Below are 22,584 nucleotides of genomic sequence, written 5' to 3'. Positions count from 1 at the left end.
CTGGATTCGGCCACTGGACTTGTTGAGGCGATAATCATGCTCCGCATGCTCGATGTTTTCAGAGGGCGCTCGCATGGTCTGAGCTTCGCGGCCTGTACTGACGCTCGCAGCTGACCGCAACCCGCATAAGCCTACATGCTCCTGCAGGCGCCATATGTATCGTAGTCTTAGGGCTTGAAAATTCTCATCGAAAAATCCATCTCACGCGCGGATTATTTGCAGTGGGGGTTGCCGATGACAACAACACAGAAACAGCCAGAACAGCATGCATTCGAAGCCGACGTCAGCCGACTTTTGCACATGATGGTGCATTCGGTCTATTCGGATAAAGATGTCTTTCTCAGGGAACTGATTTCCAACGCAGCCGATGCCTGCGAAAAACTCCGTTATGAGGCGATCGCCCGGCCGGAACTCGCAGGCAGCGGATGGAACCCTCAGATTCTGGTGACGCTCGACGAAGAGGCGCCCCTCCTCGTCGTCGAGGACAACGGAATTGGCATGAGCCGCGATGACCTGATAGACGCGCTCGGCACAATCGCTCGGTCGGGTACAAAGGCCTTCATGGAGCGTATCGAGGCCGCCAAGGGCGGCGAGAGAGCCGAGCTGATCGGCCAATTCGGAGTCGGCTTCTATTCATCCTTCATGGTCGCGGGCAAGGTCGACGTGATCTCCCGGCTGGCCGGAAGCGAGGATGCCTGGAAGTGGTCTTCGGATGGCAAGGGCAGCTACGACGTTGTGGCTATCGATCTCGCAGATGCACCGACCAGAGGAACTCGCGTCGTTCTGCATCTTTTGGAGGACGCCAAGAAGTACACCACCAAGTGGGCCGTGGAAAAAATCATTCGCGATCAGTCCGGGCATGTGCCCGTGCCGATCAAGCTGATCGAGAAGCTCGGCGCCGAGCCGACTCAAATCACAGACGGCGCCGCACTCTGGACGAAACCGAAGGGCGAGGTTTCAAAACAAGATTATGACGATTTCTATCGTAATGTCTCCGGTCAGTACGACGAGCCATTGACCAACGTTCACTTTCACGCCGAGGGTCGTCACGAATATACTACGCTTGCGTTCGTTCCTGGTTCTCAGCCCTTCGATCTGTTTGAACCGGACCGACAGGGTCGCATGAAGCTCTACGTCAAGCGCGTCTTCATCACCGACGACGCTGAACTGCTGCCGCGCTACCTGAGGTTCGTACGCGGTGTCGTCGATACGCCGGATCTGCCACTGAATATCTCGCGCGAGATGATCCAGGAAAGCCCAGTTCTTTCGGCGATCCGCAAGGGTGTAGCCAGCCGTATACTTTCGGCGCTCGAAAAGATGGCGGAAGGGGAGCCCGAAACCTTTACGAGATTCTGGGATCTGTTCGGCACGATCGTCAAGGAAGGCATTTACGAGGATTACGAACGCCGAGAACAGCTATTGAAACTGGCGCGATTCCGCACGACCGCGTCCAGCGAAGCGACGCGGACCCTTGCCGACTACGTTGGCGCCATGAAGGAAGGGCAGTCGGCGATCTATTACATAACCGGCTCCAGTGTCGAACAACTCAACTCTTCTCCGCATCTCGAAGGTTTCCGCGCCAAAGGCATCGAAGTTCTTCTGCTTACGGACCAGGTCGACAGCTTCTGGCCGACCAATGCTCGTGACTTTGATGGAAAGCCGTTCAGATCGGTTACGCAGGGTCATTCCGATCTAGATGCGATACCGAGTAATAAGGATTCCGACGACAATAAGCCTTCGATATCATCGGATGTGACCGCGTTCATCGAGTTCGCTCGTGGAGTGCTTGGCGAGGAAGTGGCCGACGTGCGTATTTCTCAACGGCTAACCCAAAGTTCGGTTTGCTTGGTCGCGCCGGATGATGGGCTGGACCGACAGTTGGAAAAGATACTTCAGGGGGCCGGGCGGCTGCAGGCCGCGTCAAAACCGATTCTCGAGATAAACGCGCAGAGTGAACTTGTGCAGAATATTGCCTCAGTCGCTGATCACGCGTTCCGAGAGGACGCCGTTCGCCTCCTACTGGATGAGGCTCGAATTCTCGATGGTGACAAACCCGGAGATCCCCGCGCTTTCGCCGGCCGGCAGGCCCGTCTGTTCAGCCGGGCAATCGGCCAGCACTGATCATCGTGCACCAACGCATAGCAGGGGCGGAACTTTGATGGGATGCTCGAGGTCTAGAATACCCAGTGTCCTAGGGCATCGCCTGGGTTATGGACGCCGCCCGCTTGCTGGGGCTCGTTGGAGGCGTTTCCAATGATAATAACGAGAGCGTTGCGTCAACGCTCTCGCAATTTGAGGTCTCGACGGGCGGTGCGGCGCGTGCCCAGTGCTCAGTCGCTTGGTTTTGCTCGGAAGCTTTCGATAACTTTGCGTTCCTGAAACGCGTTAGATCACAACACGGGGTTCGGGACAGCGCTCGAGCAGATGGTTGTTCGGACTTTGAGTGTGCAGGTGTCGCGGGACTGGCAGCTTGATGGCCTTGTGATCAGGTTCAGGGTTCCACCTGATCCCTTCGCGTTTCCTCATAGCTGGGAAACGGCAGAACGCCATGCTTGTTGGCCGTTCTTCGTAACATACGAGGCGACGTCCGGTGCAGGCGCGCCCAAACAGATGGGGTCGCATTGTGTTTTAATCTGAAATGACCAAGTCGAGACACCTCTTATGCGAAAAGAACGCGACCGATGATGCTGGCAGAATTTACCGCCTGTTCAGAAGCGGGCACGTTCGAGCCCCAGGGCGTGGTCGATACGATGACGCAGCCGAACGTCGTCCTCGATCAGCGGCTATGTTTGACCACCGCCAATAACGCTTTCAATTAAAACCTTCCAGGTGGAGCGCGACGATCTCCTCGAAGAGAGCCTGTTCGAGCTGGGCAACGGACTGTAGGACATTCGCGAACTTCGTGATCGTCAACGTTATGCCGAGAGTTAGGGATCGGGCAGCGTACCTTCCTGGTCGATGCCCACCGTCTCGTCCACCCTGATGACAACAGCACTAACATCCTGGTGTTCTCGACGACGTCACCAAGCGTCAACCGCATGATGCTGAGAGGCATCATTTCATTCTGTCTGAAAGCCGCCACCGCATGAAGAATATGTCGCCGTTGGTCGGTCCCTTGTTCTGCAGACGGAGGTGGAGGGCGCAGGCGGCGCTGAGTACCGTCAGACATTCTCCTTGGTCGCCTCGAGGTCACGCTGCGGGCACAGGAAATCGCCGCGCGCAATGACGGGCCGACCTGTGGGACCTGGTTCAGCAAGCAGGCAACGCATGGAGCGAGCGGAGAAGGCCTTGCCGTTCAGCCCGGACCCTCCAAAATCCTTGCCACAAGCATGATTTCGACGAGCTCACGACCAACGCGGTCTAAAGCGTTTCGCGCCAAACCAGATTCGGGATCCGTGGCGTAGCGGGATATCAACTTAGCGAGTGCTTCAGCGGGTTCGGTCATGCGGGTACAACCTGATCAACGCGGCTGGCTCCATAGGATTAGCGGGCAAAGCGATCGTCTACCCCGAAGATAAGGCGGGCGTGATCAAGCCGCTTTGCGTAGCGGTGCAGATCTTTTGCGGGCGGGTAGAGGCAGCTCAGCTGTGGGCTGCGAGAGCCGGAGTGCTCGCAGAGCCTGCGTTTTCTTACTCCTAGCCGCGGATTCTGCCTCAAGATTAGTGCGGACCGTGGCGTTGAATAGAACTGCCTTGGCATCCGCCGACAATTTTTCGGGCTTAAAAAAGTGGTCTTTCGTAGCGGTCATGTTGTTTCTCCTGATGGGCTTTTATCTTCGAGCACCATGCGAAGCGCAGCGTGCTCGGTACCTTGAGGATGCAGGTACAGAAAGCGCTCGATTCGTATCGGGTTTAATGCCCACGAGCTTTGTTGGCGCGGTGCAGGACATGATCCATGCCTTCCGCGTCTCCCGTTGCAGGAACCATCGATCCTCGTTGCTGCTCGATGCGAATTCAGCTCGTTCCATGTTGACCTCCAGGTGTCACTGCGATGAGCGGGCTATCAGCCTTTTCGGGAGCTTCGACGGCTGCTATCGGCCTTGCCTTTCGCCGATGATGTCTTTGCATCATAACCCTGACCAAAATTCGTGCCACCGAGATGGCCGCCGCCGCTGGTGTTTTTCACCTGGCGCACCGCTCTCTGGATCTGCTGTTCGGCGTTGGTTTTTTTCATGTGAGGTTCCTTTTAACAAAAATAGGCCGAGGACATTCCCCGACCTTGTGACATGCGGTCAATGCCAGTACATCCGTGGTCAAAGACCGGCGATGTGTCAGGCTGCCTGAAGATTTTCGGCTGCGCTCTTACCCGAGCGGCCGTCAGCCACGATGTCGTAGCTCAACTTCTGACCCTCGGAGATGTAGCTCATCCCGGAGCGTTCGACGGCCGAGATGTGAACAAAGATGTCTTTGGAACCGTCGGTCGGCTGGATAAAGCCAAAGCCTTTGGTGGTGTTGAAAAACTTTACGATACCTGTATTCATGACGATTATCCTTCCAATCGCACGATTAGTCGCTGCCCGGCGCGAACCGCCGGCAGTCATTTGATCGATGTCTGAAAGAAAAGGTTCGCCAGCTGCGGCTTACCGCAAAGCAAAGCTCAAAAAGCAAATTCGATAGTTCATATATGGTCATAAAATTACATTCAGCAAGGCTGACACCGGCTTTTATTTTTCGTGTATCGCAGCCCGGAGCCTCAAATTATCGCCTCGATCTGCGGATCTATGCTGTGACCAGTGGCGCGGTCGGGTCTTCAAACTCGATAAACGAGCCGGGCCAGCCGTGCAGGAGCAGGAGCGGGGGCTTGGTGCTATCGCCTGTCATGTGCACGACCGCTGGCTTCGATCTCGGCCGCGAATTGGCGTCGCTCCTGAGCACGCCAGTCAAAGCTATCCATCCAGTAGCTGACAGACCTAAAGCTCTGCGTACTCCGTTCTCCTCGCACAAGCCGCGCATTCTGATCCTCTACGGTTCCCTGCGCACCGTGGCCTATAGTCGGCATTTGGCACAAGAGGTGGCGCGCTTGCTGAAGCATTTCGGCTGCGAGGTGCAGATCTCCGATCCGGCTGACCTGCCGCTTCCCGATGCGGAACCCGCCAGTCATCCGAAGGTGCAGGAGCTGCGTGAGCTGTCGGCGTGGTCGGAGGGCCAGGTCTGGATCAGTCCGGAACGCCACGGCTCCATGACCGGCATCATGAAGGCGCAGATCGACTGGATCCCGCTTTCGGTCGGTTCCGTGCGGCCGACGCAGCGCAAGACACTCGCCGTTATGCAGGTCTCCCGCGGCTCGCAGTCGTTCAATGCAATCAATAAGCTTCGTGTGCTCGGCCGCTTGATGCGGATGATCACCATCCCGAACCAGTCGTCGGTCGCCAAGGCTTTCCAGGAATTCAACACTGACGGCCGCATGAAGCTGTCGTCCTACTATGATCGGATCGTCGACGTCTGTGAGGAACTGGTCAAGTTCACGCTCCTGACCCGTGATGCGTCTGCCTACCTCACCGATCGCTACAGCGAGCGAAAGGAAGAAACCGAAAAGTTGGAGCAGCGCGTGAGCCTGAAATCCATATGAATGAGCGCGTTCCTGTCGCCGCGATCCTTGCGCTCCTTCTCACGCAGAACATCGGCTATGACACCCCCCTATTACAGCTTCAGCATCCTGGCGCCCGACATGGCTGCGTATTTTGCGTGGTCGGCCGAATGAATCTCCGGCGCGCTTTCGGCCGCCCTGCTGATCGGCGCCTGACCCCGCCCTGGCTCGGCAGCTTTTTCGACCGCATCGGGGCGGGGCGAGTGAGGACGATCCGCTCAATGGCGAAGGGTAGCCCTAAGATCCAATCTTGCACTTGTTAAATCCGAAACTGTACCCACATATGTGTTATCGACCAATGCTTGTGATTTTGAGCTCCGCGGGACTCCGGCGTCTCTACCGGGCGGTCGTTCTTTCCGGCGGGTGTCGCCGGGACCAGGCGGGTTTAGCCGTTCCCGTGGGCGTCAAAGTTTCTGCTGACGGCTTTACCCCAAACAGAAGGAGGGCAAAATGTCTTCCAATGAATATGCAGCATGCGTCTCGCAAAACCTGGTGCGAACGAGTTCTTTCGGGTACAGAGAACGAACAAGTCCCCTCAGACATGTATTAAGCACAAGCAGCCTCAAATCGCTACCGTTGGTGGTAATGAGGGCGCTCTCACGGTCCGCATCGCAGTGGCATAGGGATCTGCCGCCAGCCTCATAGCGGCGGCTGCGCCGTCCCGCGCACGCGGGGCCCTCGTCCATATATAGCGGATGATCAGATAAGCGGACCGAGACCCGGGCCAAGCTTTTTAGCGTCATCGACCACTATCACCATTCAAGGAATTCATAATGAACCACATATTCCGCAAATCGGCGGACAAGCTCTTTCGCGTTGCAAATGTCGAGCAAGGCTCGAATGCCGAAAAGCTCCAGGACCTGCGACGGGAGATGCAGAAGCGATTGCTCGAGCGGAGACAAACGGAGCGAACTCTTAGGGAAGCCTCCCGTCTCGAAGCTCAGCGTCGCTCTATGAGCTGGAGGGCAACCACCTGACCCAGTTCGATTATGCAAGTTCGGCGGGGTTGTATGCTGGGAAAGCGGTTCGAGGTCACAACGGGCCTCGCTACCGGCGTTTTGAGACAGCGGCCGAGGCCCTTCGTTTTGCGGTGGAAGAAATGCCTGGCGCACAACAGTTGGGCTGTCTTCTCGAAGTCGATGAGGCCCGTTTCGATCATCGACAGATCCGTGCGCTTTACGACGCCCCATCGTATCCTCTCCACCGACGCGTCGAATGATGGAACCGTTTGTGATTTGAAACGAGATAGCTTGTTCCGCCGCAAGCGTTGGATCTCATGATGCGAAAGATGAAAATTGACCACGACTAAACAGCCTCTCAGCCTCGACGTGTGCTCCGAACTAGTCTGGCTCAAGATCATTGCTAGCTACCGTAATCCCGTGCGGGCGCGAAGCTTTCTCGAACTCGCTGTCACTTTGATCCCGTTTGTGCTTTTATGGACCGCCGCGGCAATCGCGCTGCAGTCCGGTTACTGGGTGGGCCTGGTGTTGGTCATCCCGGCTGCGGCTTTTTTGCTACGGCTGTTCATGCTGCAGCATGACTGCGGGCACGGGTCCTTATTCGCAAATCGGCGTTTGGATGATTGGACCGGTCGCGCCCTCGGTGTCCTGACGCTAACGCCTTACGATTACTGGCGGCGTGCGCATAATGACCATCATGCGTCGGCCGGCAATCTCGATGAACGCGGTGTCGGGGACATAACGACACTCACGGTATCGGAGTATCGCAATCTGCCGCTGGTGGGTAAGCTTGGCTATCGGTTGTATCGGAATCCATTTGTGATGTTCGGGATCGGCCCTGCTTTTCTGTTTCTCATCAAGCAACGGCTGCCGTTCGGAATGATGCGATCGGGCGCACTGCCGTGGATTTCCACCATGGCGACGAACCTGGCCGTTGCCCTGTTAGCGGCAGTGTTGATTTGGAGCGTGGGCATCATTCCTTTCCTATTGATCCATCTGCCGATCGTCCTCATTGCCGGATCCGCGGGCGTCTGGCTGTTCTATGTCCAGCATCAGTTCGAGGAGACCCACTGGTCAAGGCCGCCAGAATGGGCATTCCCTTATGCAGCGATGCATGGAGCCTCCCATTACGATCTGCCTCGCCCCTTGCGGTGGATTACCGGCAATATCGGAATGCACCATCTTCATCATCTCTCCAGCCGGGTACCGTTTTACCGGCTGCCTGAAGTGCTTCGTGACCATCCTGAGCTCGCGAATATCGGCCGCATTGGAATTCGCGATAGTCTGGCGTCAGTCCGGCTCGTGCTTTGGAACGAGAAAACGCAGCGACTGATTTCCTTCAGCCAGGCCGAGAAGGAAGCCCAATGATTGCCTTATCTGCCGGTCTCACGCGGTATTTGCAGTGAACTCGGCCGATCTCTTTTCCGTACTTGCAATTGTGCAGTGCAGCATTACCTAGAGTATCCGGGACGTCGATTGGCATTCCGCAAATAGCGAGGATGCTCCATGAGAAGTCTTTCGGATACATTGCAGCGGCTACAACGATACCGCACCAGTCCGGTGATGGATGCGGGTCCAGCCAGACTAACGCGGTTGGAGATCGCTAATGCTAATCCCGGCAACCTGTTCGGCTGGTACTATGCTCCCGAATCGGGCGATCGATCTGGCCTGCTTGCGCTTGTTGTCGTCCTGCATGGCTGCACCCAGACCGCGGCCGGCTACGATGCCGGATCGGGGTGGTCGAAATTGGCGGACGAATTCGGTTTCGCAGTTCTGTTTCCGGAACAGTCCCGCCAGAACAACCCCAACCTTTGTTTTAACTGGTTTTCCGACAACGACATTGAACGCGGTCGCGGAGAGGTTCGCTCGATCCGAGAGATGATCGATACGATGGTTTCTGACCATGGTATCGACCCCACTAGAGTGTTCATTACGGGGCTCTCAGCCGGCGGCGCGATGGCAAACGCCATGCTTGCCGCCTATCCGGAGGTGTTTTCCGGGGGAGCGATTATTGCAGGTCTGCCCTATGGTGTTGCATCCACGGTCCCGGACGCGTTTGACCGGATGCGGGGCCACGGCCTGCCGTCCCACCAACGGCTCCAAGAGCGTCTCCGATCGGCATCGCCGCATGTTGGACCGTGGCCCACGATATCGGTCTGGCACGGTACGGCCGACAAGACAGTCGATGAGTTGAACGCACGGGCCATCATTGAGCAATGGAAGGTCATGCACGAGGTTGCCGATCGACCGGCGCGGTCTGACGCTATCGATGGACATGAACACTACACTTGGACAAACAGGGCAGGCGCGGACGCCATTGAGCTTCACCGCATTGGCGGCATGGGACACGGCACCCCGATCGACACGTCGAGCGGCTATGGCGTGCAAGCCCCCTATATGCTCGACGTCGGCGTCTCCTCGACGGAACACATTGCCCGCAGTTGGGGTCTCACGCCCTCCTTCGAGCGTCGCGTCCAACCCGATGCGAGGCCGACGGCCTCAAACGAAACAGGAAGCGATGATCGCAAGGAGGTGACGAACTATGTCCAGGACGTCATCGAGAACGCGCTGCGATCCGCCGGCCTTATGAGATGAGTTGTCCTTCGGTGCCCCGAGGGAGGAACCGGCCCTGAACATAGGCGCGCTCAGGGTTTCTTCTGCGCGAGGAGCGGAAATGACAAAGCTTTCCATAAAGCACCAAACGACCTACAGCTACCGGTGTCCCGTCCAACTCACGCCCTATCGGCTATTGCTGCGACCGCGCGAAGGACCGGATCTTCTGCTGCAACATCATCAGATCACGGTCTCGCCGGAAGGCAAAGTCGCGTGGACCACGGATGTATTCGGAAACGCAATTGCGACCCTGATGTTTTCGGAGGCGACAAGCCGGCTGGAGATCATAAGCCATGCCGACGTCGACCTAAAATCGCAGGCCTGGCCGGTGTTTGACATCGCAGCGTCGGGCGCAACCTACCCCTTCCTCTACGACGACCAGGATTGGAAGGACCTTGGCTCTCTCAGGGATGCTCAGTATCCTGACCCCTCCGGCGAATTGCAGCAGTGGGCCAAGGGCTTCGTCATGGGAGAGAAGACCGACACACTGTCGCTGCTGAAGGACCTCAGTATCGGCGTTTCGAACAGCGTTGCCTATCAGGCGCGAGATACCGAAGGGACGCAGGCTCCCCTGGAAACCCTTCGTCTACGGTCCGGGAGCTGCCGGGACATTGCGACACTCCTTGCCGAAACTGTCCGGGTTCTTGGCATCGGGGCGAGGATCGTGTCCGGATATCTCTATGACCCGGCGAGCACCCTGGTCGGGTCGTCGTCGGGCGGATCGACCCATGCATGGGTTGAAGTGTTCCTCCCGGGTGCAGGATGGATCGCGTTCGATCCGACAAACAGGAGCATGGGAAGCGCCAACCTGATCCCGGTGGCCATCGGACGTGACATTACCCAGCTCATGCCAGTGTCGGGAACGTTCATCGGTCCTGCGGACGCCTTCGTGTCGTTGGATGTCGCCGTGGACATCGCTTTGATCGACTGATGATGCGAGCGACAGCCGAACATAAATCCAACGCGCCCTTGTAAAATCAGAACTTGTGCCCATATAGTGCTTATCGACCATTGCTTGTGATGTTGGTCCGGAGCTTCGCTCCCGTCGGATTTCCTCTCAAATCATCGATCTTATCCCGCAAGGCATCGCGGGGACCACAACGATTGTTCTGAAAGGAAATCGTCATGACGACTGGTACCGTAAAATGGTTCAACTCCACCAAGGGCTTCGGCTTCATTCAACCGGATAACGGTAGCACGGACGTCTTCGTCCATGCGTCTGCTGTCGAGCGTGCCGGAATGCAGTCGCTCTCGGATGGCCAGAAGATATCCTACGAGGTTGTTCAAGATCGCAAGTCCGGCAAAAGCTCGGCCGAAAGTCTTCAGGCAGCTTAAGTTTTCATTCGCCCCGCTGACCACGGATGTACTGGCAGCAGAGCTGAGTGACTGTGAGAGGTCGGGTTAGCGCCCGGCCTTTTTGTTTTTGGCCGGCCTCGTCTCCGGCTTCGCTCCAACCGTCGACGTCTTGGATGCGTCCGAGCTACAGACCGAAAGAGGATTATCAGCATGACGAAGCAGGAGTTATTCAAGCCGGAGAAGGTCTCTGCACGAGAGAAGGCGGCGACCACCAGCCAAGTCGCGCGGCAGATCATTGACACGGAAGCGGCCGAGCGAATCCGCAAAACCGAGCGCTTGCGCCTATTACGAAAAGCGCACGCGAACGAGCTGAAATCAACTCGTCCCACTCGGCGCCGGAAGATGGCGTCCGCGGCAGCGTGAGGAGGGAATATCAGCGGGATCGGCGGTCGCGCCGACACTCTAACTGAAGGAGAGGATATGCCTCCCACCTATAGATTTTATTTGCCAAGCCCTTCCAACGCTGCTCCAGCAGCGGTTGCTGTAGCGAGCTTCGTCTTTGTCCTGTTCTTGATCGCGGAGGGCTGGCTGTGGTGAACATATCCGTCGTGAAGCAGTCTCTTCTTTATAGGCTACTCAAAAGAGCAGACTATGCGACGCTTGATCTGAAGCCCGAAGCGGGAGCGGACCATGCGGCGGAGACCACCCTCATCGAGCAGATCCGAGCTGCGATGATTGCGCCGGATGACTATCCCGCCTCGACAGAAGTCGCGCAAAGGGCGGGCGAGCTGGCAGATCAAGAAACGATGTCTCGCGAGCAGGCTCAGCCCCTAGACGAGATGATTTTTATCGAGGAAAGCTGCGGACCTGAAAAGCAGATGGAATTCGCCACCAGCTCCAACGGCGACCGCTGGTTCGTATGCGATCAGAGCAAGGGTGAAGGTGCCTTTGTCCTGCATCGTGCCAATCCAGCATCGGGCGGACAGGAGACAAGCAGGTCGATCGACGCATTCCTCAGTCTGAAACCTAACGGGCCTGAACATGAGGCCCTACGAGCTTTACTCCAAATCGGTCAATAGAAGCGCAACTCTGGCCCTCTTCGAACAACCCGTTTCCGACATTAGCAGCGGGTGGTCCTGACGTGCCCCCGTGGGTGCAGCTCGGCCGCTCCACCTCGTTGCGTTGTTGTAGTAGCTGCTCGTCTGCTGAAGCGATCGATGGCGCGACTGCTCCATTGCCTCGGGGAGGGGAATACCGCGACCGGCCGCCTCCGTCAGGTATCCCGACCGAAGTCCGTGAGCGGAAAACTCCCCAGACTCCAGTCCGCCATTGCCCCCTCGAAAGCGCCGCTAAGACTGTGCCATTTCGTGAGGGTCGACCAGCTGGCCGCCGCCGGTGCACCGTGTCCAATGCATTCTGGAGCCGGAGGTTTTTGTCCACATCATCAGGTATGCCCGACCGGGATCCGTCGCATTGGGCGAAGAACTTGAGCAGCAGCGCCTCCGGCGCAGGTCAGGGGAGGGAAGATCCGGTTGCTGCCGGTCCCCAGGCTGAGGTCTCAGGTGAGTTCCCGAAGCGTAGTGTCGCCCACCCCCCTGGTTGACGAGATGCTTGAGCTCTTCGACATTCCTTGTCAGTGAGTAGCTCCGCGAGCTCCTCCCGCCGTTCCATCGGCAGGGCGCGCCAATGGTGTCGAGCCTTCTCTACGACTATTAGTGATGCCTTGACTTTGATCACTATCGCTCCAGAATCATCGGCCCCAGCGTCCGTCAACGGACGGTTTGCTCTGAGTCTGCGTTACACTCCGAAATCAACAACCATCGATAACCTATACTCATCGAAGCCACACGCCGTGCTTTCCTCGATAAGATCAAGCAGGTCACGGCCATTCGTTACGAGGGGATGAACTCAGCTAGCTCTTCAGGTGAAACATCTCGTGACGCGGCATCGAATTCTACCGGGGTCTTAAGCTCGGCCAACAGATCAGGCGAAACTGCCGCATTGCGCCACTCATGCCAGGCAGCCATTCGAGCCTCATCTATGGTGGGAGCCCAGGACACCTGAACCTGCAGGGCAACAGGTTTTTTGGCCCCACCGCTCGATCGGAATGCCTCCACCATCTCCTTCATTTCGTTCATCGGCTTGCGAACCGTGACCAGCCCATCTGCCCATTCGCCAATCCAGGCTGCGGTCTGCTTTTTGAGTGCCGCACCCAACAACAAAGGTGGCTTCTCGGGAAGCGACCACAGCTTTGCGCCTTCTGTCTTGAGGCCTGGCTCGTCAGACGTCACCGTCTCACCGGCAAGCAGCGCTCGGACGATTTCTGATGCAGCTACCAGTCTTGCGTTTCGTACCGTTTTGGCCTGCCAACCGCGACCGACGGCATATTCATTCAGGGCCTCGCCGCTGCCCATTGCAATCCACCGCAGCCTATCTGGAAACATCTCGCTTAGAGTCGCGACCAGATGCGCCAGCACGACGGGATGGTATCGCCACCCACCCGGTATCGACAGACTCCCGAATGACAAGCTGGTCTTCGCCATGGCAGCGCCGAGCCAGGCCCAGTTGTTGCCGGAGTTACCCTGTCGCTCGCTCCACGGCGCCAGGTGATCGAACGTCATGACCGCTTGGAAGCCGGCTCGTTCAGCCGCTTGGACGTATTCCAGCAACTCGCTTGGCGAGAATTGTTCGTGAGAGGCATGGTAGCCGATCAGCATTGGCGTCCTCAAAGAAAGGCCCCCGCGTGAATCTCAGCGGGGGCGGCAAGCTTCTGTTACTTGTTCATGTCCGTGGCCATCTGAAGATGGTGTTCCAATGCCGGCCGGGTCTTTGCAGCCCAGGCCTTTAGCTCGGCGTTCTCGCCTTCGTCGCCGTAGCGCTTGAACAGATCGACCGCGTCCTCATGCACGTCTTCCTGATCGGAGTGATATTGCTTGGTGAAATCGGCACCCTGAAGCTTCTTCAGGTCGTCGAGCATGCCCTGGTGAGCGGACGACATCGCGGTCGGGATTGTCGCCTTGACCTTGCCGGATGTGACCATGGCCTTCAGCTCGTCAGATGTCTTCTGATGGTCGGTCAGCATCTGCTGGGCGAACGCCTTTGTCTTTTCGTCCGAACGCTCCAAAGCAAGCCTGCTGGACTCGATCTCGAACATGTCGCTGCTGGCCGCCTCAAGGACAAAATCTTCGGTCTTGGGGGCTACACCGATGACAGAATTGACGCCGGTCTTTTCAGCGGTGGACTGTGCCATCGCCGCAGAACCGGCGGTAGCGAGAAGGATGGACGCGAGAATGAGGGCTTTTTTCATGAGGAGTCTCCTGTTGACAGTGTCCCGATAACCAACGCGACGCCCCTTGGTTCCAGGACAGGGAACAAATTCAACCTCTTAAGGTTTTCTCACGGAATGGAGGACGCCAGCGATGAACGGCAAAGATATCTTGCGTGAAGACATCCCAGATTTCGCATCTCGACTTGAGGCTATGACGATGGACGAGGTTTTCGACGCCATGAGCCTGCTGGAACAACATAGCGAGAACGATGTCAGCGATCGTGACGAAACTCTCTCCCGAATTGCTCTGGTGGAAGAGGAAATCGAACGACGGTTTCCAGGCCAGAAGCTGGCGCCCTATCGCGATTGGAAACAGGACCAGCCGTTGCTGTCATAGAGGCTCTGTCCGAGATCAATAGCCATAGACTACGGGGGAATCCATTGGACGAAGAACAGCAATCGATATCAGCAGCTCTCGGGGTCAGCGTCGATTTTGACGCGGAGCGCGAGGTCCAACAACGCACCCAGTTTCTGAGCGACTACCTGCGCCACTCATCATGCCGGAGCCTCGTCCTGGGCATTAGCGGTGGTGTCGACTCTCTCGCTGCTGGCTTACTTGCACAAAAGGCAGTCTCGGAACTCCGCGCTGATGGATACGATGCCAAATTCATCGCTGTCAGATTGCCCTACGGGGTTCAGGCCGACGAGTCGGACGCGCAGAAGTCCCTCGCCGTGATCAGACCCGATCGTGTCGTCACGATCGATATCAAGCCGGCCGCCGACGCCATGCTCGATGCAGTCATGGTGGAAGGCGGCGATCTGGTAGAGCCGGCCCGCAAACACTTCCATCTCGGCAACATCAAGGCGCGTCAGCGGATGATCGCGCAATACGCTTTGGCTGGCGCGACCGGCGGTCTTGTCATCGGGACGGATCAGGCTGCGGAAGCCCTGATGGGTTTCTTCACCAAATTTGGCGATGGAGCAGCCGATATATTGCCACTTGCTGGCCTCACCAAACGTCGGGTGAGGGCCATAGCCGAGCATATGGGAGCTCCATCGGAGCTGGTCTTCAAAGTGCCGACCGCGGATCTCGAATCGGACGCGCCCCTTCGTCCTGATGAAGAGGTCTATGGTGTCACGTATGAGGAGATCGACGATTTTCTTGAAGGCAAGGTGGTCGCGGAGGCTGCACGACTGCGGATCCTTCGGACGTATCGGGCGAGTGGGCACAAGCGATCCTTGCCCGTAGCACCGATCAACTAACTGAGCATGAATCCATTATGCGAGACCGCAGGCATTCCAGTGACTTTAGCCAGAAGGAACTCCTGCCTGCTATTCTGGTTCGCTGCGGACGGAGGACGCGATGAGCGATACGAACTGGATCCACTTGTGCATCGATATGCAGCGGATGTTTGCCGAAGACACGCCTTGGCATGTGCCATGGATGCAAGAGGTCTCGCCTCAGATCCAGGAATTTGCAGAGCATTATCCGCAGAGGACGGTGTTTACGCGCTTCGTGCCGCCCAAGCGGGCAGCGGACATGCGCGGTATGTGGCGGAGTTACTACGAGAAGTGGGACACGATGACCCTCGAACAGCTCGGGCCGGAGATGGTCGATCTCGTTCCGTCTTTGAAGGCTTTGGTCCCGCCGGCGAGGATCTTCGACAAAATGACCTATTCGCCATGGACCACCGGTGAGCTTCACCGCGTCCTGGCGGGGGAGGGGGTTGAGACCCTCGCGATCTCAGGCGGCGAGACAGACGTCTGTGTCCTGGCTGCAGCGATCGGAGCCATCGACCTTGGTTATCGCGTCATCCTCCTGAAAGATGCCGTCTGTAGCGGTGCGGATGAAACACACGATGCTTCACTTGAGTTGCTCGGTGATCGATTTTCGGTCCAATTGGAAATCGCATTGACGGAGGACTTTCTCAGCCGTGCCTGCTAACGGCGGCGTCCCTAGCTCGGCTTGCCCGTGCCGCTTTCTGAAACGGGCCCTTTGTGGTACAAGGCAGGGACTGATATGGGGCCGTTGCGACGATGCTAAAAACCGACACCCGGCAGGCGAACTGGCGCCGTGCCAACCCTGGCAAGTACGAAGCGCATCTCGCTGTCCAGCGGGCCGTCAAGGCAGGCGAACTCGACAAGGAAACCTGCGAGGTTTGCGGCGTCGAGGCGGTTGATGCCCATCACGATCAATACGACGAGCCATTGAGAGTACGGTGGTTATGCCGGCGCCATCATACGCGGCTTCATCATTACGGCGAGGACATGTTTCCGATCAGAAGTTTAGTGTGACGGACCGGGGTACATGACTCTCAATCTGTCCCCGCTGACAGCCAGCCCTGATGGCGAAGCGCTCTGTCTCTTCAGTTGCGTGGAGGCCGAAGAGCGCATGGCGTCAGGCAGAAGCTGTTGAGTGCGCTCGCTCCCTCTGCTCCAACTTCTCCAGCAATCCTTGGAACATCTCCGCCGAGTCCGCGGGAAGCGAGAAGACGGTGAGCCTTTGCAGTTGCCGTGCGGCGACAGGATCGCGTGCGTAGCGCCCGATGATCTTTGCTAAGTCTTTTTCGTTTTCCTGGGTCATAGGCTCAGAACAACCGGCAGGAGAACCTGTTCCGCCTTGTGATGCAAAATCCACATCTTGCTCGCTGATTCAATCTAGTTCCGTCAGGAGCGCTTTCACCGCGGCGATCAACTTCTTCTCGTTGTAGGGCTTGTCCAGAACCGCATCGAAAACGTCTGGATTGGCGCGACCGATGCTTCCCTGTGCTCCACTGGTCAGGATGATCGGAATGTGGGATAGATCGCCGTCCCCGCGCATCGCCTGAGCCAGCTCAAGCCCGGTCATCAACGGCATCATGAAATCTGTAATAACGAGCGAGGGACGTTTTTCGCGCACGAGAGCGAGGGCGGCTTTGCCGTGCGATGCCGATGCAACTTCGTAACCCGCATCTTCCAGCATGATGGCCAGAACGTCAGCGATTAGAAACTCATCCTCGGCGATTACGATCAACGGCATCTGTTGCTGCTCATGCTCTCTCAGCCAAACATCAAGATCAATTCCGTGCGGGTGTCGCCACCCCGGTGGCTGCGCCAGTCACGGCCTGGAGCGGCGCGGAAATTGCTAGTCCATGTGGCCCAAACTCGATCTCCCGAATGACCGGCTCATAGGCGCTGTCCCTGACCTTGAGCACCGATATGGTGCGCTTGTACCGCGAGTCGATCTCTACATGGCGCAGCATCACCAGATTATCCAGCAGGCTCGAGATCTCCGACCCCGGAGCCGTCACAGTCGGGCCGAAAAGGTCCCGAAGTTCCCAGGTCGCAATTGTGGTAACTCCAAGCCGACGTATCTCGTTCATCAGCGTCGCGAAAAATTCAACCAGCCGAGGCGGGTGGACGGCGGCTCGCTCGAAACCGCCCAAACCATCGATCAAGAGTCGCTTGACGCCGCGTGTGCGGATAGCGTCGAGAAGACGATGCCCGAGCTTGTCGAGCAGGTTTTCGGTCATCGGGTTCCAGATCGCCTCCAGGGCGCCGGATTCGAGTGGCGTATCCAGGTCGACGCGTAAGGCGCGCGCTTTGGCCAAGAGCCGAGCTGGCGTTTCGTAGAAGCCGAAGTGTAAACCAGGTTCTTCCTTGGCTGATTGGCTTAAGAAGTTGAGACCCATTGCGGTTTTCCCACAGCCGGAAGGGCCGAACAACAGCGTCACCGAGCTCCGAGGCAGCCCGCCACCCATCAACCGATCGAACCCATCTGTTCCGCTAGTGAGGGGAGGGGTAGCCTTATCATCAGCAGCAAGAGCCGACATCAGCATGGCCTCCATGCGCGGATACACCGTCATGCCTGTCGAGGTAATTTCGAACTGATGGTAGCCGCCGAGAGCAGCGCTTCCTCTTGATTTCCTAATTTGCAGGCGCCGGACTGATCGCACACCGACGAGCTCGTTGTGAAGCTCTATGACACCATCAACCATGGTGTGCTCAGGACTGTCTTCGGCAATCCGGGTGCTGGTGAGGAAAAGTACGGTGCATCCGACGAATGCCGCCTGACTTTGGACTTCAGCGACGAATGTCTTGACGTCAAGTTGCGTGTCGGCGCGATCACGAGCATTCAGGAGGCCGTCGAAGACCAACAACGTTGCTTCCTGCCGGGCGATCTCCTGGCGGATCAGGCTCACAACAGCAGACAGACCTTCATCTCTGAGCGTCTGGAAAACGCTGACATAGGTGATGGAACTCCCCAGGTGCGCGTTGTCGAAAAACTCAAGCGTCCCCAGGGACTGGAACAGCCGATCGTGGGTTTCCGCGAGGAGGGTGACGTAAAGCACCTTGCCGCCCCGCGAAAGGTTGGCGAAAGCGACCTGGTTTGCGAAGATGGTTTTGCCCGCACCCGGGTGGCCCTGAATGATGTAGGACGCGCCCTCGACCAGGCCGCCTCCAAGAATGGTGTCGAGACCGGAAATGCCGGTCAATAGTCTTGGAAGTTCGTTCATCGCGATGGTCGTCCAGTATTAGGGGTCGGCCGCACCGTAAATCCGTCACGCGATTTTGCAACAGTTGGGCCACACAAAAGGCTTTATTTCTCGCCGAGGGGAGCTAAGGTTCCTGCGAGGAAAGACCGCCTTGCTATTTTCTAATGACATGACAGGACACGTAGCGCCGATGACAGATAGAACTGATAGCGGCGATATCGACGGGGCCGACGGAGGCTTGCAGGCGCAGGAAACGGCCATCGTAGCGGCTAAGCCGGCACACGACGCAGCCGCCTTCCTGGCGGCTATCATCGAATCGTCCGAGGACGCCATCGTCAGCAAGTCGCTTCAGGGCTTCATCACCACCTGGAACAAGGGCGCCGAGCGGCTCTTCGGATATAGCGCCGAAGAAGCTGTCGGAAAGCATATCACCATGCTCATCCCCGAGGATCGGCTTGACGAAGAGCCGGCAATCCTTGCGCGGATCCACGCCGGGGAGCGTGTCGACCATTTCGAGACAATCAGGCGACGTAAGGACGGTGCCCTGCTTGACATATCGCTGACGATTTCGCCGATCCGCAACAGCGACGGCAAGATTATCGGAGCCTCGAAGATCGCCCGGGACATCTCGGAGCGAAAGCGTGCGGCCGAACGCCAGGACCTTCTGCTTCGGGAGATGCATCACCGGGTCAAGAACCTGTTTGCCATCACCGGCAGCATTATCACGCTTGCGGCCCGCACCGCGCAGACTCCGGGTGAGCTTGCCTCGACAATGAAAGACCGCCTTGTCGCGCTCTCGCAAGCCCATGAGATGACACTTCCAAGCTTTACAGGGGACGAAGCGTTTCAAGAGCGTTCAACAACCTTGTTTCAGCTGCTGGCGAGTCTGCTTTCACCGTATGGCGAGGGGAGGGAACAGCAGTGGCACCTTCATGGTGAAGACACACCGATCAGCGCCGAGCGTGTAACGAGCCTCGCACTGCTCTTTCATGAGTATGCGACCAATTCTGTGAAATACGGATCACTGTCAAATGTGGAAGGGCGACTGGACGTGACGGTGGACGCACGCGGGGAAAGTGTCGAGATCTCATGGCTTGAATCGGGCGGACAACCCTCCGGCAACACCGAACCAGCAAATGCGGGGTTCGGTACGAGACTGGAACAGATGATCGTTCGCACCCTCAATGCAGAAGTTTCAAGAGAGTGGCAGCCGCAGGGCCTCTTGATCAAACTTTCGGTACCTCGCACAGCCTTTGCTGCGCCCGCTCAGATCTAGACGTGAACACTCCGTTCAGATTGGCGCCGGGCTTTTTCGTCATACGTTCGAGCGATCGTGCTCTATGAGGGCATCTTTCCGGCCTCGACGGCTCACTGAAGCACCCTAGATCACCCTAGTCAGTTGCATGGTTAGGAGGAGACGGCCGTGTCTACCCAAAAGCAGGAAATGATCCGCCAGCGCGCCCATGAAATCTGGGAGAGCGAGGGTCGGCCAGAGGGCGCCGAACTGCGCCACTGGCAACAAGCTTCCGAAGAGCTAAATTCCGATGACAGGAACGAAGCAGCCATGCTTAAGGCCGCTGGCGAACGCCCGGACGCTGACCCACCAACGCACACACCCTTCGCGGCTGAAAAACAAAGTTCGCCGGAGCCAACGCGGCCGGTCCTCGATGTCGAAATAACCACGGGCGAAAAGCCGGCGCGGCGCAAGGTCAAGAAGACCGAGGGGCCGTGACGCTCGTGGACTTTTTAGACCGTGCAATCGAAGTCGCCCTTAAAGCGCACGACGGCCAGACTGACAAGATCGGCCGGCCGTACTTCGAGCACTGCCAGCGCGTGGCGCTTCTCGTTCCGGGTGACCAAGCTCGAACAGTCGCTTATCTTCATGATGTCGTCGAGAAGGGGAGGGGATGGTCGTTAAGCAAGCTGGATGAGGCGGGATTCCCGCCGGAGGTCGTTTCCGCTGTTGATGCTCTGACAAAACGGCCGGACGAGGAGACTGCAGCATTTGTCAGGCGCGCGGCGATGAACCGGCTGGCTGTTCCCGTGAAGCAGGCTGATCTTGAGGACAACCTCTGGCAGGCCGAGCGGAGTGGCTCGGACCCGGCGAAATATCGCTACGAAATGGAGATCCTGCGGGCATCGACGGGAAGGCAGTTCTGATGTCGCTATGTCATGCTTGGCGCTCGCGATCTCGAAGCCGAGCTCCCTGGGCACCAATATCAAGCAGCTGAAGCGCTCAGCATGACTTCCGACACCGAAATTTTCCCTTACGGTCACTATCAGGCGGGAGCAAGTTAAAGCCCAGCAGCTTTGGTCAGATTCACGCGGAAGCGGTCGCGCCGGCGTTGATATCTGCGGGTCATCTCCGCGGAAGCATGGCCAAGCTGTTTCTGGACATAGCGTTCGTCAACCTCGGCCGAGGAGGCAAGCCCTGCACGAAGGGGATGGCCGGAGAACTTCAAGGCTCGCTCGATCTCGCTGAGATCGCCGCGAACGCCTGCAGCCATTGCGGCCCTTTTCACAAGCCGAGCGACCTCCTTGTCGTTCAACCGCTCCGACCCGACAGCCTTTCCTTGCCCCGTCACCCGGCGAAAAAGAGGGCCATGAGCCAGTTTAGCGAACTTGATCCAGGTCTCGAGCGCCACGACTGGACAGGTGGCGTCCGATGAGCCGCGACCCACCTCGACCTCTCGCCATCCGGTTTTACCGCGCAGGGTAATAAGCATGCCCTTGTCGAGGATCTCGATCCAACCCCGGCCGTCTTCTGTCTGGTCGGCTTTCAGATCGAGGCCCACGATCTCGGAGCGTCGGAGACCGCCAGCAAAGCCGATAAGCAACATCGCCCGATCCCGCAGGCCACGCAGAGAGCCGCGATCGAGCGTCTCGACCATGGTGATGATGTCTTCCGCCATGATCGCTTCTTTCTGGACTGGTGGCTTGGCATGGCTGTTGCGGATGCCGGCCATCACGGTGGCGATATGCCGGTCTTTGCGGTCAAGCGAGACGCCACGCTGGGCATAGTTCCAGGAGAGCGAAGAGAGGCGGCGTTCAATGGTCGAGACTGAGTTCGCCTTTGCACCCCGTTCAGCCGTGCCGGAAGCGCAGGCGGTAATATAAAGCCCAACGGTTTGCGGATGCGGGGGGAGGGGAGTGAGGTTTGACCGCCGGCACCAAGCTGAGAAATGCTTCCAGTCTGCTGCGTAGGCTTTGCGGGTGTTGGCGGAACTGGCCGCTGCGACGTAGCCCCGGGCACGATCGGCAAGGTTGGCGAGATGAGCTGGTGTTTCGTCCTCGCCGATAAGTGAGGGGAGGTGGCTATCGCTCGACACCTCCGGCGCGGAAACATCATGCCCAGTCGCTGTGCTGAGAGACGGTGCTGTGGTCTCCTCGACGTGATTTTCGCTGTTTTTGTCAGTTGACCGTTTTTCGCGAGACTGGAGTTCATTTGGTTCCAAAGGATTAGCCGATTCAGATTTCGTGAGACCGTTTCGGTTTCGTTGAGACTGAACTGTCACGCGATTCAGATATGGTGAGATTACCTCGATATGCCAGGCGCGTGAAGGCTATGCGACGTGATCAGCTCAACGAAGTCGAATGGCAGAAAGTGCTTCGGCATGCGGACGTTCTGCGGCGTCTACCGCAGCGCCCCACGGCCGGGGATGTCGCCGATGCGATGGCGGAGCTTGCAGTCAGCCGTGCGACCCTGTTCCGCTGGCTGAAGCGGTTCAGGACTGAGGAGCGTGCTGCGAGCTTCAATCGCACGTAGGCTGGGCTCGACCTGCGCTGGAGCTGGAGAGGGAACCCGCGCTTAGTGATGTGGAGTGCATCGCCGCAGCAACAAGCAGTTCGGTAGAACGACTATTCGCGATGACCTTCCATGGTTTGCCATCGCGCTATCGCAATCTCCTCCGGTGGAAAGCATGGGAGATTTGCCCCGCGTGCTCGCAGGGCATGCAACGACCGCCACGGCTCAAACCCTGGTCGTTTGCCTTTTCCTTCTGGTGCGAGCGACATCGTCAACCCCTGTTCAGCCGCGACACCCGCGGGGTCAGTGCCCTCGGCGATTATTGGGCAGCGCGCAGGGGAGGGGCAATACTCAATCGATGGGGAATGGGAAAGGGTGCCGACGCAGTACCAGTTGAGCCGGCTTTGTCGCTGCTGCTATCGCCGATCCGCAAAGCGTCTCCTCCGGCTCCGTGGGAATTGGCCAGATTGTCGTTGCCGCAACAGCACGAGCCCGCCCTCCAATCGAAACGCTTCCGACGCCCTGCGCTGACAATTGTGGTGCCGGAATTCGCGGTCGCAGTCCCGATCTATGATCAGCAGCTGCCAACGGACATCGCGCAGCTCTCGTCTGCACCATCTGCGGAACGGTACGCGCTTGCCA

25 protein-coding genes and 1 pseudogene are annotated in these 22,584 nt (G+C 57.9%); 17 read left to right on the top strand and 9 right to left on the bottom strand.

Annotated features, from left to right (window positions below):
* Positions 1–234 precede the first annotated feature (234 nt).
* Entirely contained in the window at positions 235–2,121 is a 1,887-nt protein-coding gene (gene htpG / locus ABIE40_RS29015) for a molecular chaperone HtpG (RefSeq protein WP_199628656.1), read from the top strand.
* A gap of 560 nt (positions 2,122–2,681) precedes the next feature.
* Complete coding sequence (locus tag ABIE40_RS29010) at positions 2,682–2,819, top strand: hypothetical protein (protein ID WP_199628470.1); 138 nt, start codon at positions 2,682–2,684, stop codon at positions 2,817–2,819.
* Positions 2,820–4,002: 1,183 nt separating this feature from the next.
* Here the strand turns inward: ABIE40_RS29010 and ABIE40_RS29005 are convergent.
* The 3 genes from ABIE40_RS29005 to ABIE40_RS28995 all read right to left on the bottom strand — a co-directional run bounded on the left by ABIE40_RS29005 (position 4,003) and on the right by ABIE40_RS28995 (position 4,820).
* Positions 4,003–4,173 carry a hypothetical protein gene (locus ABIE40_RS29005; RefSeq protein ID WP_165402667.1) on the bottom strand — a complete coding sequence of 57 codons (171 nt, stop codon included), beginning with the start codon at positions 4,171–4,173 and terminating at the stop codon, positions 4,003–4,005.
* A gap of 97 nt (positions 4,174–4,270) precedes the next feature.
* Entirely contained in the window at positions 4,271–4,480 is a 210-nt protein-coding gene (locus ABIE40_RS29000; protein WP_025555398.1) for a cold-shock protein, read from the bottom strand.
* 238 nt (positions 4,481–4,718) lie between these two features.
* The gene (locus tag ABIE40_RS28995; protein WP_199628471.1) at positions 4,719–4,820 is read right to left on the bottom strand and encodes an epoxide hydrolase N-terminal domain-containing protein; all 102 of its coding nucleotides are present in this window, start codon (positions 4,818–4,820) and stop codon (positions 4,719–4,721) included.
* Between ABIE40_RS28995 and arsH the strand changes: the two genes are divergently transcribed.
* The 7 genes from arsH (at position 4,801) to ABIE40_RS28960 (ending at position 11,533) form a co-directional block, all read left to right on the top strand.
* The gene (gene arsH, locus ABIE40_RS28990) at positions 4,801–5,568 is read left to right on the top strand and encodes an arsenical resistance protein ArsH (RefSeq protein WP_502944835.1); all 768 of its coding nucleotides are present in this window, start codon (positions 4,801–4,803) and stop codon (positions 5,566–5,568) included. The two genes, ABIE40_RS28995 and arsH, sit on opposite strands and share 20 nt — an antisense overlap.
* A 1,313-nt stretch (positions 5,569–6,881) precedes the next feature.
* On the top strand, positions 6,882–7,913 hold the full coding sequence (locus ABIE40_RS28985) for a fatty acid desaturase (RefSeq protein WP_199628473.1): 1,032 nt from the start codon (positions 6,882–6,884) through the stop codon (positions 7,911–7,913).
* Positions 7,914–8,051: 138 nt separating this feature from the next.
* Positions 8,052–9,140: an extracellular catalytic domain type 1 short-chain-length polyhydroxyalkanoate depolymerase gene (locus ABIE40_RS28980; protein ID WP_199628474.1), complete on the top strand. Its 1,089-nt coding sequence runs from the start codon at positions 8,052–8,054 to the stop codon at positions 9,138–9,140.
* Positions 9,141–9,219: 79 nt separating this feature from the next.
* Positions 9,220–10,089, top strand: a complete 870-nt coding sequence (locus tag ABIE40_RS28975; protein ID WP_199628475.1) for a transglutaminase family protein — start codon at positions 9,220–9,222, stop codon at positions 10,087–10,089.
* A gap of 194 nt (positions 10,090–10,283) precedes the next feature.
* Positions 10,284–10,493: a cold-shock protein gene (locus tag ABIE40_RS28970; protein ID WP_199628476.1), complete on the top strand. Its 210-nt coding sequence runs from the start codon at positions 10,284–10,286 to the stop codon at positions 10,491–10,493.
* Between the two features lie 171 nt (positions 10,494–10,664).
* Entirely contained in the window at positions 10,665–10,877 is a 213-nt protein-coding gene (locus ABIE40_RS28965; RefSeq protein ID WP_199628477.1) for a hypothetical protein, read from the top strand.
* A 170-nt stretch (positions 10,878–11,047) separates the two neighbouring features.
* Positions 11,048–11,533, top strand: coding sequence for a hypothetical protein (locus tag ABIE40_RS28960; protein WP_199628478.1), 486 nt, complete (start codon positions 11,048–11,050; stop codon positions 11,531–11,533).
* Positions 11,534–11,608: 75 nt separating this feature from the next.
* On the opposite strand, the pseudogene ABIE40_RS28955 reads toward ABIE40_RS28960, so the two are convergent.
* From ABIE40_RS28955 to ABIE40_RS28945, 3 genes and pseudogenes are all read right to left on the bottom strand, one after another.
* Positions 11,609–12,191, bottom strand: a pseudogene (locus tag ABIE40_RS28955) (hypothetical protein); the annotation flags it as partial.
* A 155-nt stretch (positions 12,192–12,346) separates the two neighbouring features.
* Positions 12,347–13,171: a TIGR03885 family FMN-dependent LLM class oxidoreductase gene (locus ABIE40_RS28950; RefSeq protein WP_354541221.1), complete on the bottom strand. Its 825-nt coding sequence runs from the start codon at positions 13,169–13,171 to the stop codon at positions 12,347–12,349.
* Between the two features lie 56 nt (positions 13,172–13,227).
* On the bottom strand, positions 13,228–13,761 hold the full coding sequence (locus ABIE40_RS28945) for a DUF4142 domain-containing protein (protein ID WP_199628479.1): 534 nt from the start codon (positions 13,759–13,761) through the stop codon (positions 13,228–13,230).
* Positions 13,762–13,873: 112 nt separating this feature from the next.
* Between ABIE40_RS28945 and ABIE40_RS28940 the strand changes: the two genes are divergently transcribed.
* From ABIE40_RS28940 to ABIE40_RS28925, 4 genes are all read left to right on the top strand, one after another.
* On the top strand, positions 13,874–14,119 hold the full coding sequence (locus ABIE40_RS28940; RefSeq protein WP_199628480.1) for a hypothetical protein: 246 nt from the start codon (positions 13,874–13,876) through the stop codon (positions 14,117–14,119).
* Between the two features lie 44 nt (positions 14,120–14,163).
* Positions 14,164–14,985 carry an NAD(+) synthase gene (gene nadE / locus ABIE40_RS28935; RefSeq protein ID WP_199628481.1) on the top strand — a complete coding sequence of 274 codons (822 nt, stop codon included), beginning with the start codon at positions 14,164–14,166 and terminating at the stop codon, positions 14,983–14,985.
* Between the two features lie 100 nt (positions 14,986–15,085).
* On the top strand, positions 15,086–15,667 hold the full coding sequence (locus ABIE40_RS28930; protein WP_199628482.1) for a cysteine hydrolase family protein: 582 nt from the start codon (positions 15,086–15,088) through the stop codon (positions 15,665–15,667).
* 92 nt (positions 15,668–15,759) lie between these two features.
* Positions 15,760–16,017 (top strand): hypothetical protein, encoded by a 258-nt coding sequence (locus ABIE40_RS28925; RefSeq protein ID WP_174166677.1) that lies wholly within the window; start codon positions 15,760–15,762, stop codon positions 16,015–16,017.
* 358 nt (positions 16,018–16,375) lie between these two features.
* On the opposite strand, the gene ABIE40_RS28920 is transcribed toward ABIE40_RS28925, so the two are convergent.
* Both ABIE40_RS28920 and ABIE40_RS28915 read right to left on the bottom strand, forming a co-directional pair.
* Positions 16,376–16,741 (bottom strand): response regulator, encoded by a 366-nt coding sequence (locus tag ABIE40_RS28920; protein ID WP_199628483.1) that lies wholly within the window; start codon positions 16,739–16,741, stop codon positions 16,376–16,378.
* A 37-nt stretch (positions 16,742–16,778) separates the two neighbouring features.
* The gene (locus ABIE40_RS28915; RefSeq protein ID WP_210341155.1) at positions 16,779–18,218 is read right to left on the bottom strand and encodes a DUF7125 family protein; all 1,440 of its coding nucleotides are present in this window, start codon (positions 18,216–18,218) and stop codon (positions 16,779–16,781) included.
* 169 nt (positions 18,219–18,387) lie between these two features.
* On the opposite strand from ABIE40_RS28915, the gene ABIE40_RS28910 reads away from it, so the two are divergent.
* The 3 genes from ABIE40_RS28910 (at position 18,388) to ABIE40_RS28900 (ending at position 20,357) form a co-directional block, all read left to right on the top strand.
* Positions 18,388–19,473: a sensor histidine kinase gene (locus tag ABIE40_RS28910; RefSeq protein ID WP_199628484.1), complete on the top strand. Its 1,086-nt coding sequence runs from the start codon at positions 18,388–18,390 to the stop codon at positions 19,471–19,473.
* Positions 19,474–19,620: 147 nt separating this feature from the next.
* On the top strand, positions 19,621–19,929 hold the full coding sequence (locus ABIE40_RS28905; RefSeq protein ID WP_199628485.1) for a DUF2934 domain-containing protein: 309 nt from the start codon (positions 19,621–19,623) through the stop codon (positions 19,927–19,929).
* 5 nt (positions 19,930–19,934) lie between these two features.
* Complete coding sequence (locus ABIE40_RS28900; RefSeq protein ID WP_199628658.1) at positions 19,935–20,357, top strand: HD domain-containing protein; 423 nt, start codon at positions 19,935–19,937, stop codon at positions 20,355–20,357.
* Between the two features lie 134 nt (positions 20,358–20,491).
* On the opposite strand, the gene ABIE40_RS28895 is transcribed toward ABIE40_RS28900, so the two are convergent.
* Entirely contained in the window at positions 20,492–21,652 is a 1,161-nt protein-coding gene (locus tag ABIE40_RS28895; RefSeq protein WP_199628486.1) for a site-specific integrase, read from the bottom strand.
* A gap of 110 nt (positions 21,653–21,762) precedes the next feature.
* On the opposite strand from ABIE40_RS28895, the gene ABIE40_RS28890 reads away from it, so the two are divergent.
* Positions 21,763–21,963 carry a helix-turn-helix domain-containing protein gene (locus tag ABIE40_RS28890; RefSeq protein ID WP_199628487.1) on the top strand — a complete coding sequence of 67 codons (201 nt, stop codon included), beginning with the start codon at positions 21,763–21,765 and terminating at the stop codon, positions 21,961–21,963.
* Positions 21,964–22,584: the final 621 nt, after the last annotated feature.

Origin of the sequence: Rhizobium sp. OAE497 (genome assembly GCF_040546565.1) — a bacterium.
Lineage (GTDB): Bacteria > Pseudomonadota > Alphaproteobacteria > Rhizobiales > Rhizobiaceae > Rhizobium.
The sequence above is the reverse complement of the archived record's forward strand: the minus strand, read 5'-3'. Positions and strand labels throughout refer to the sequence as shown.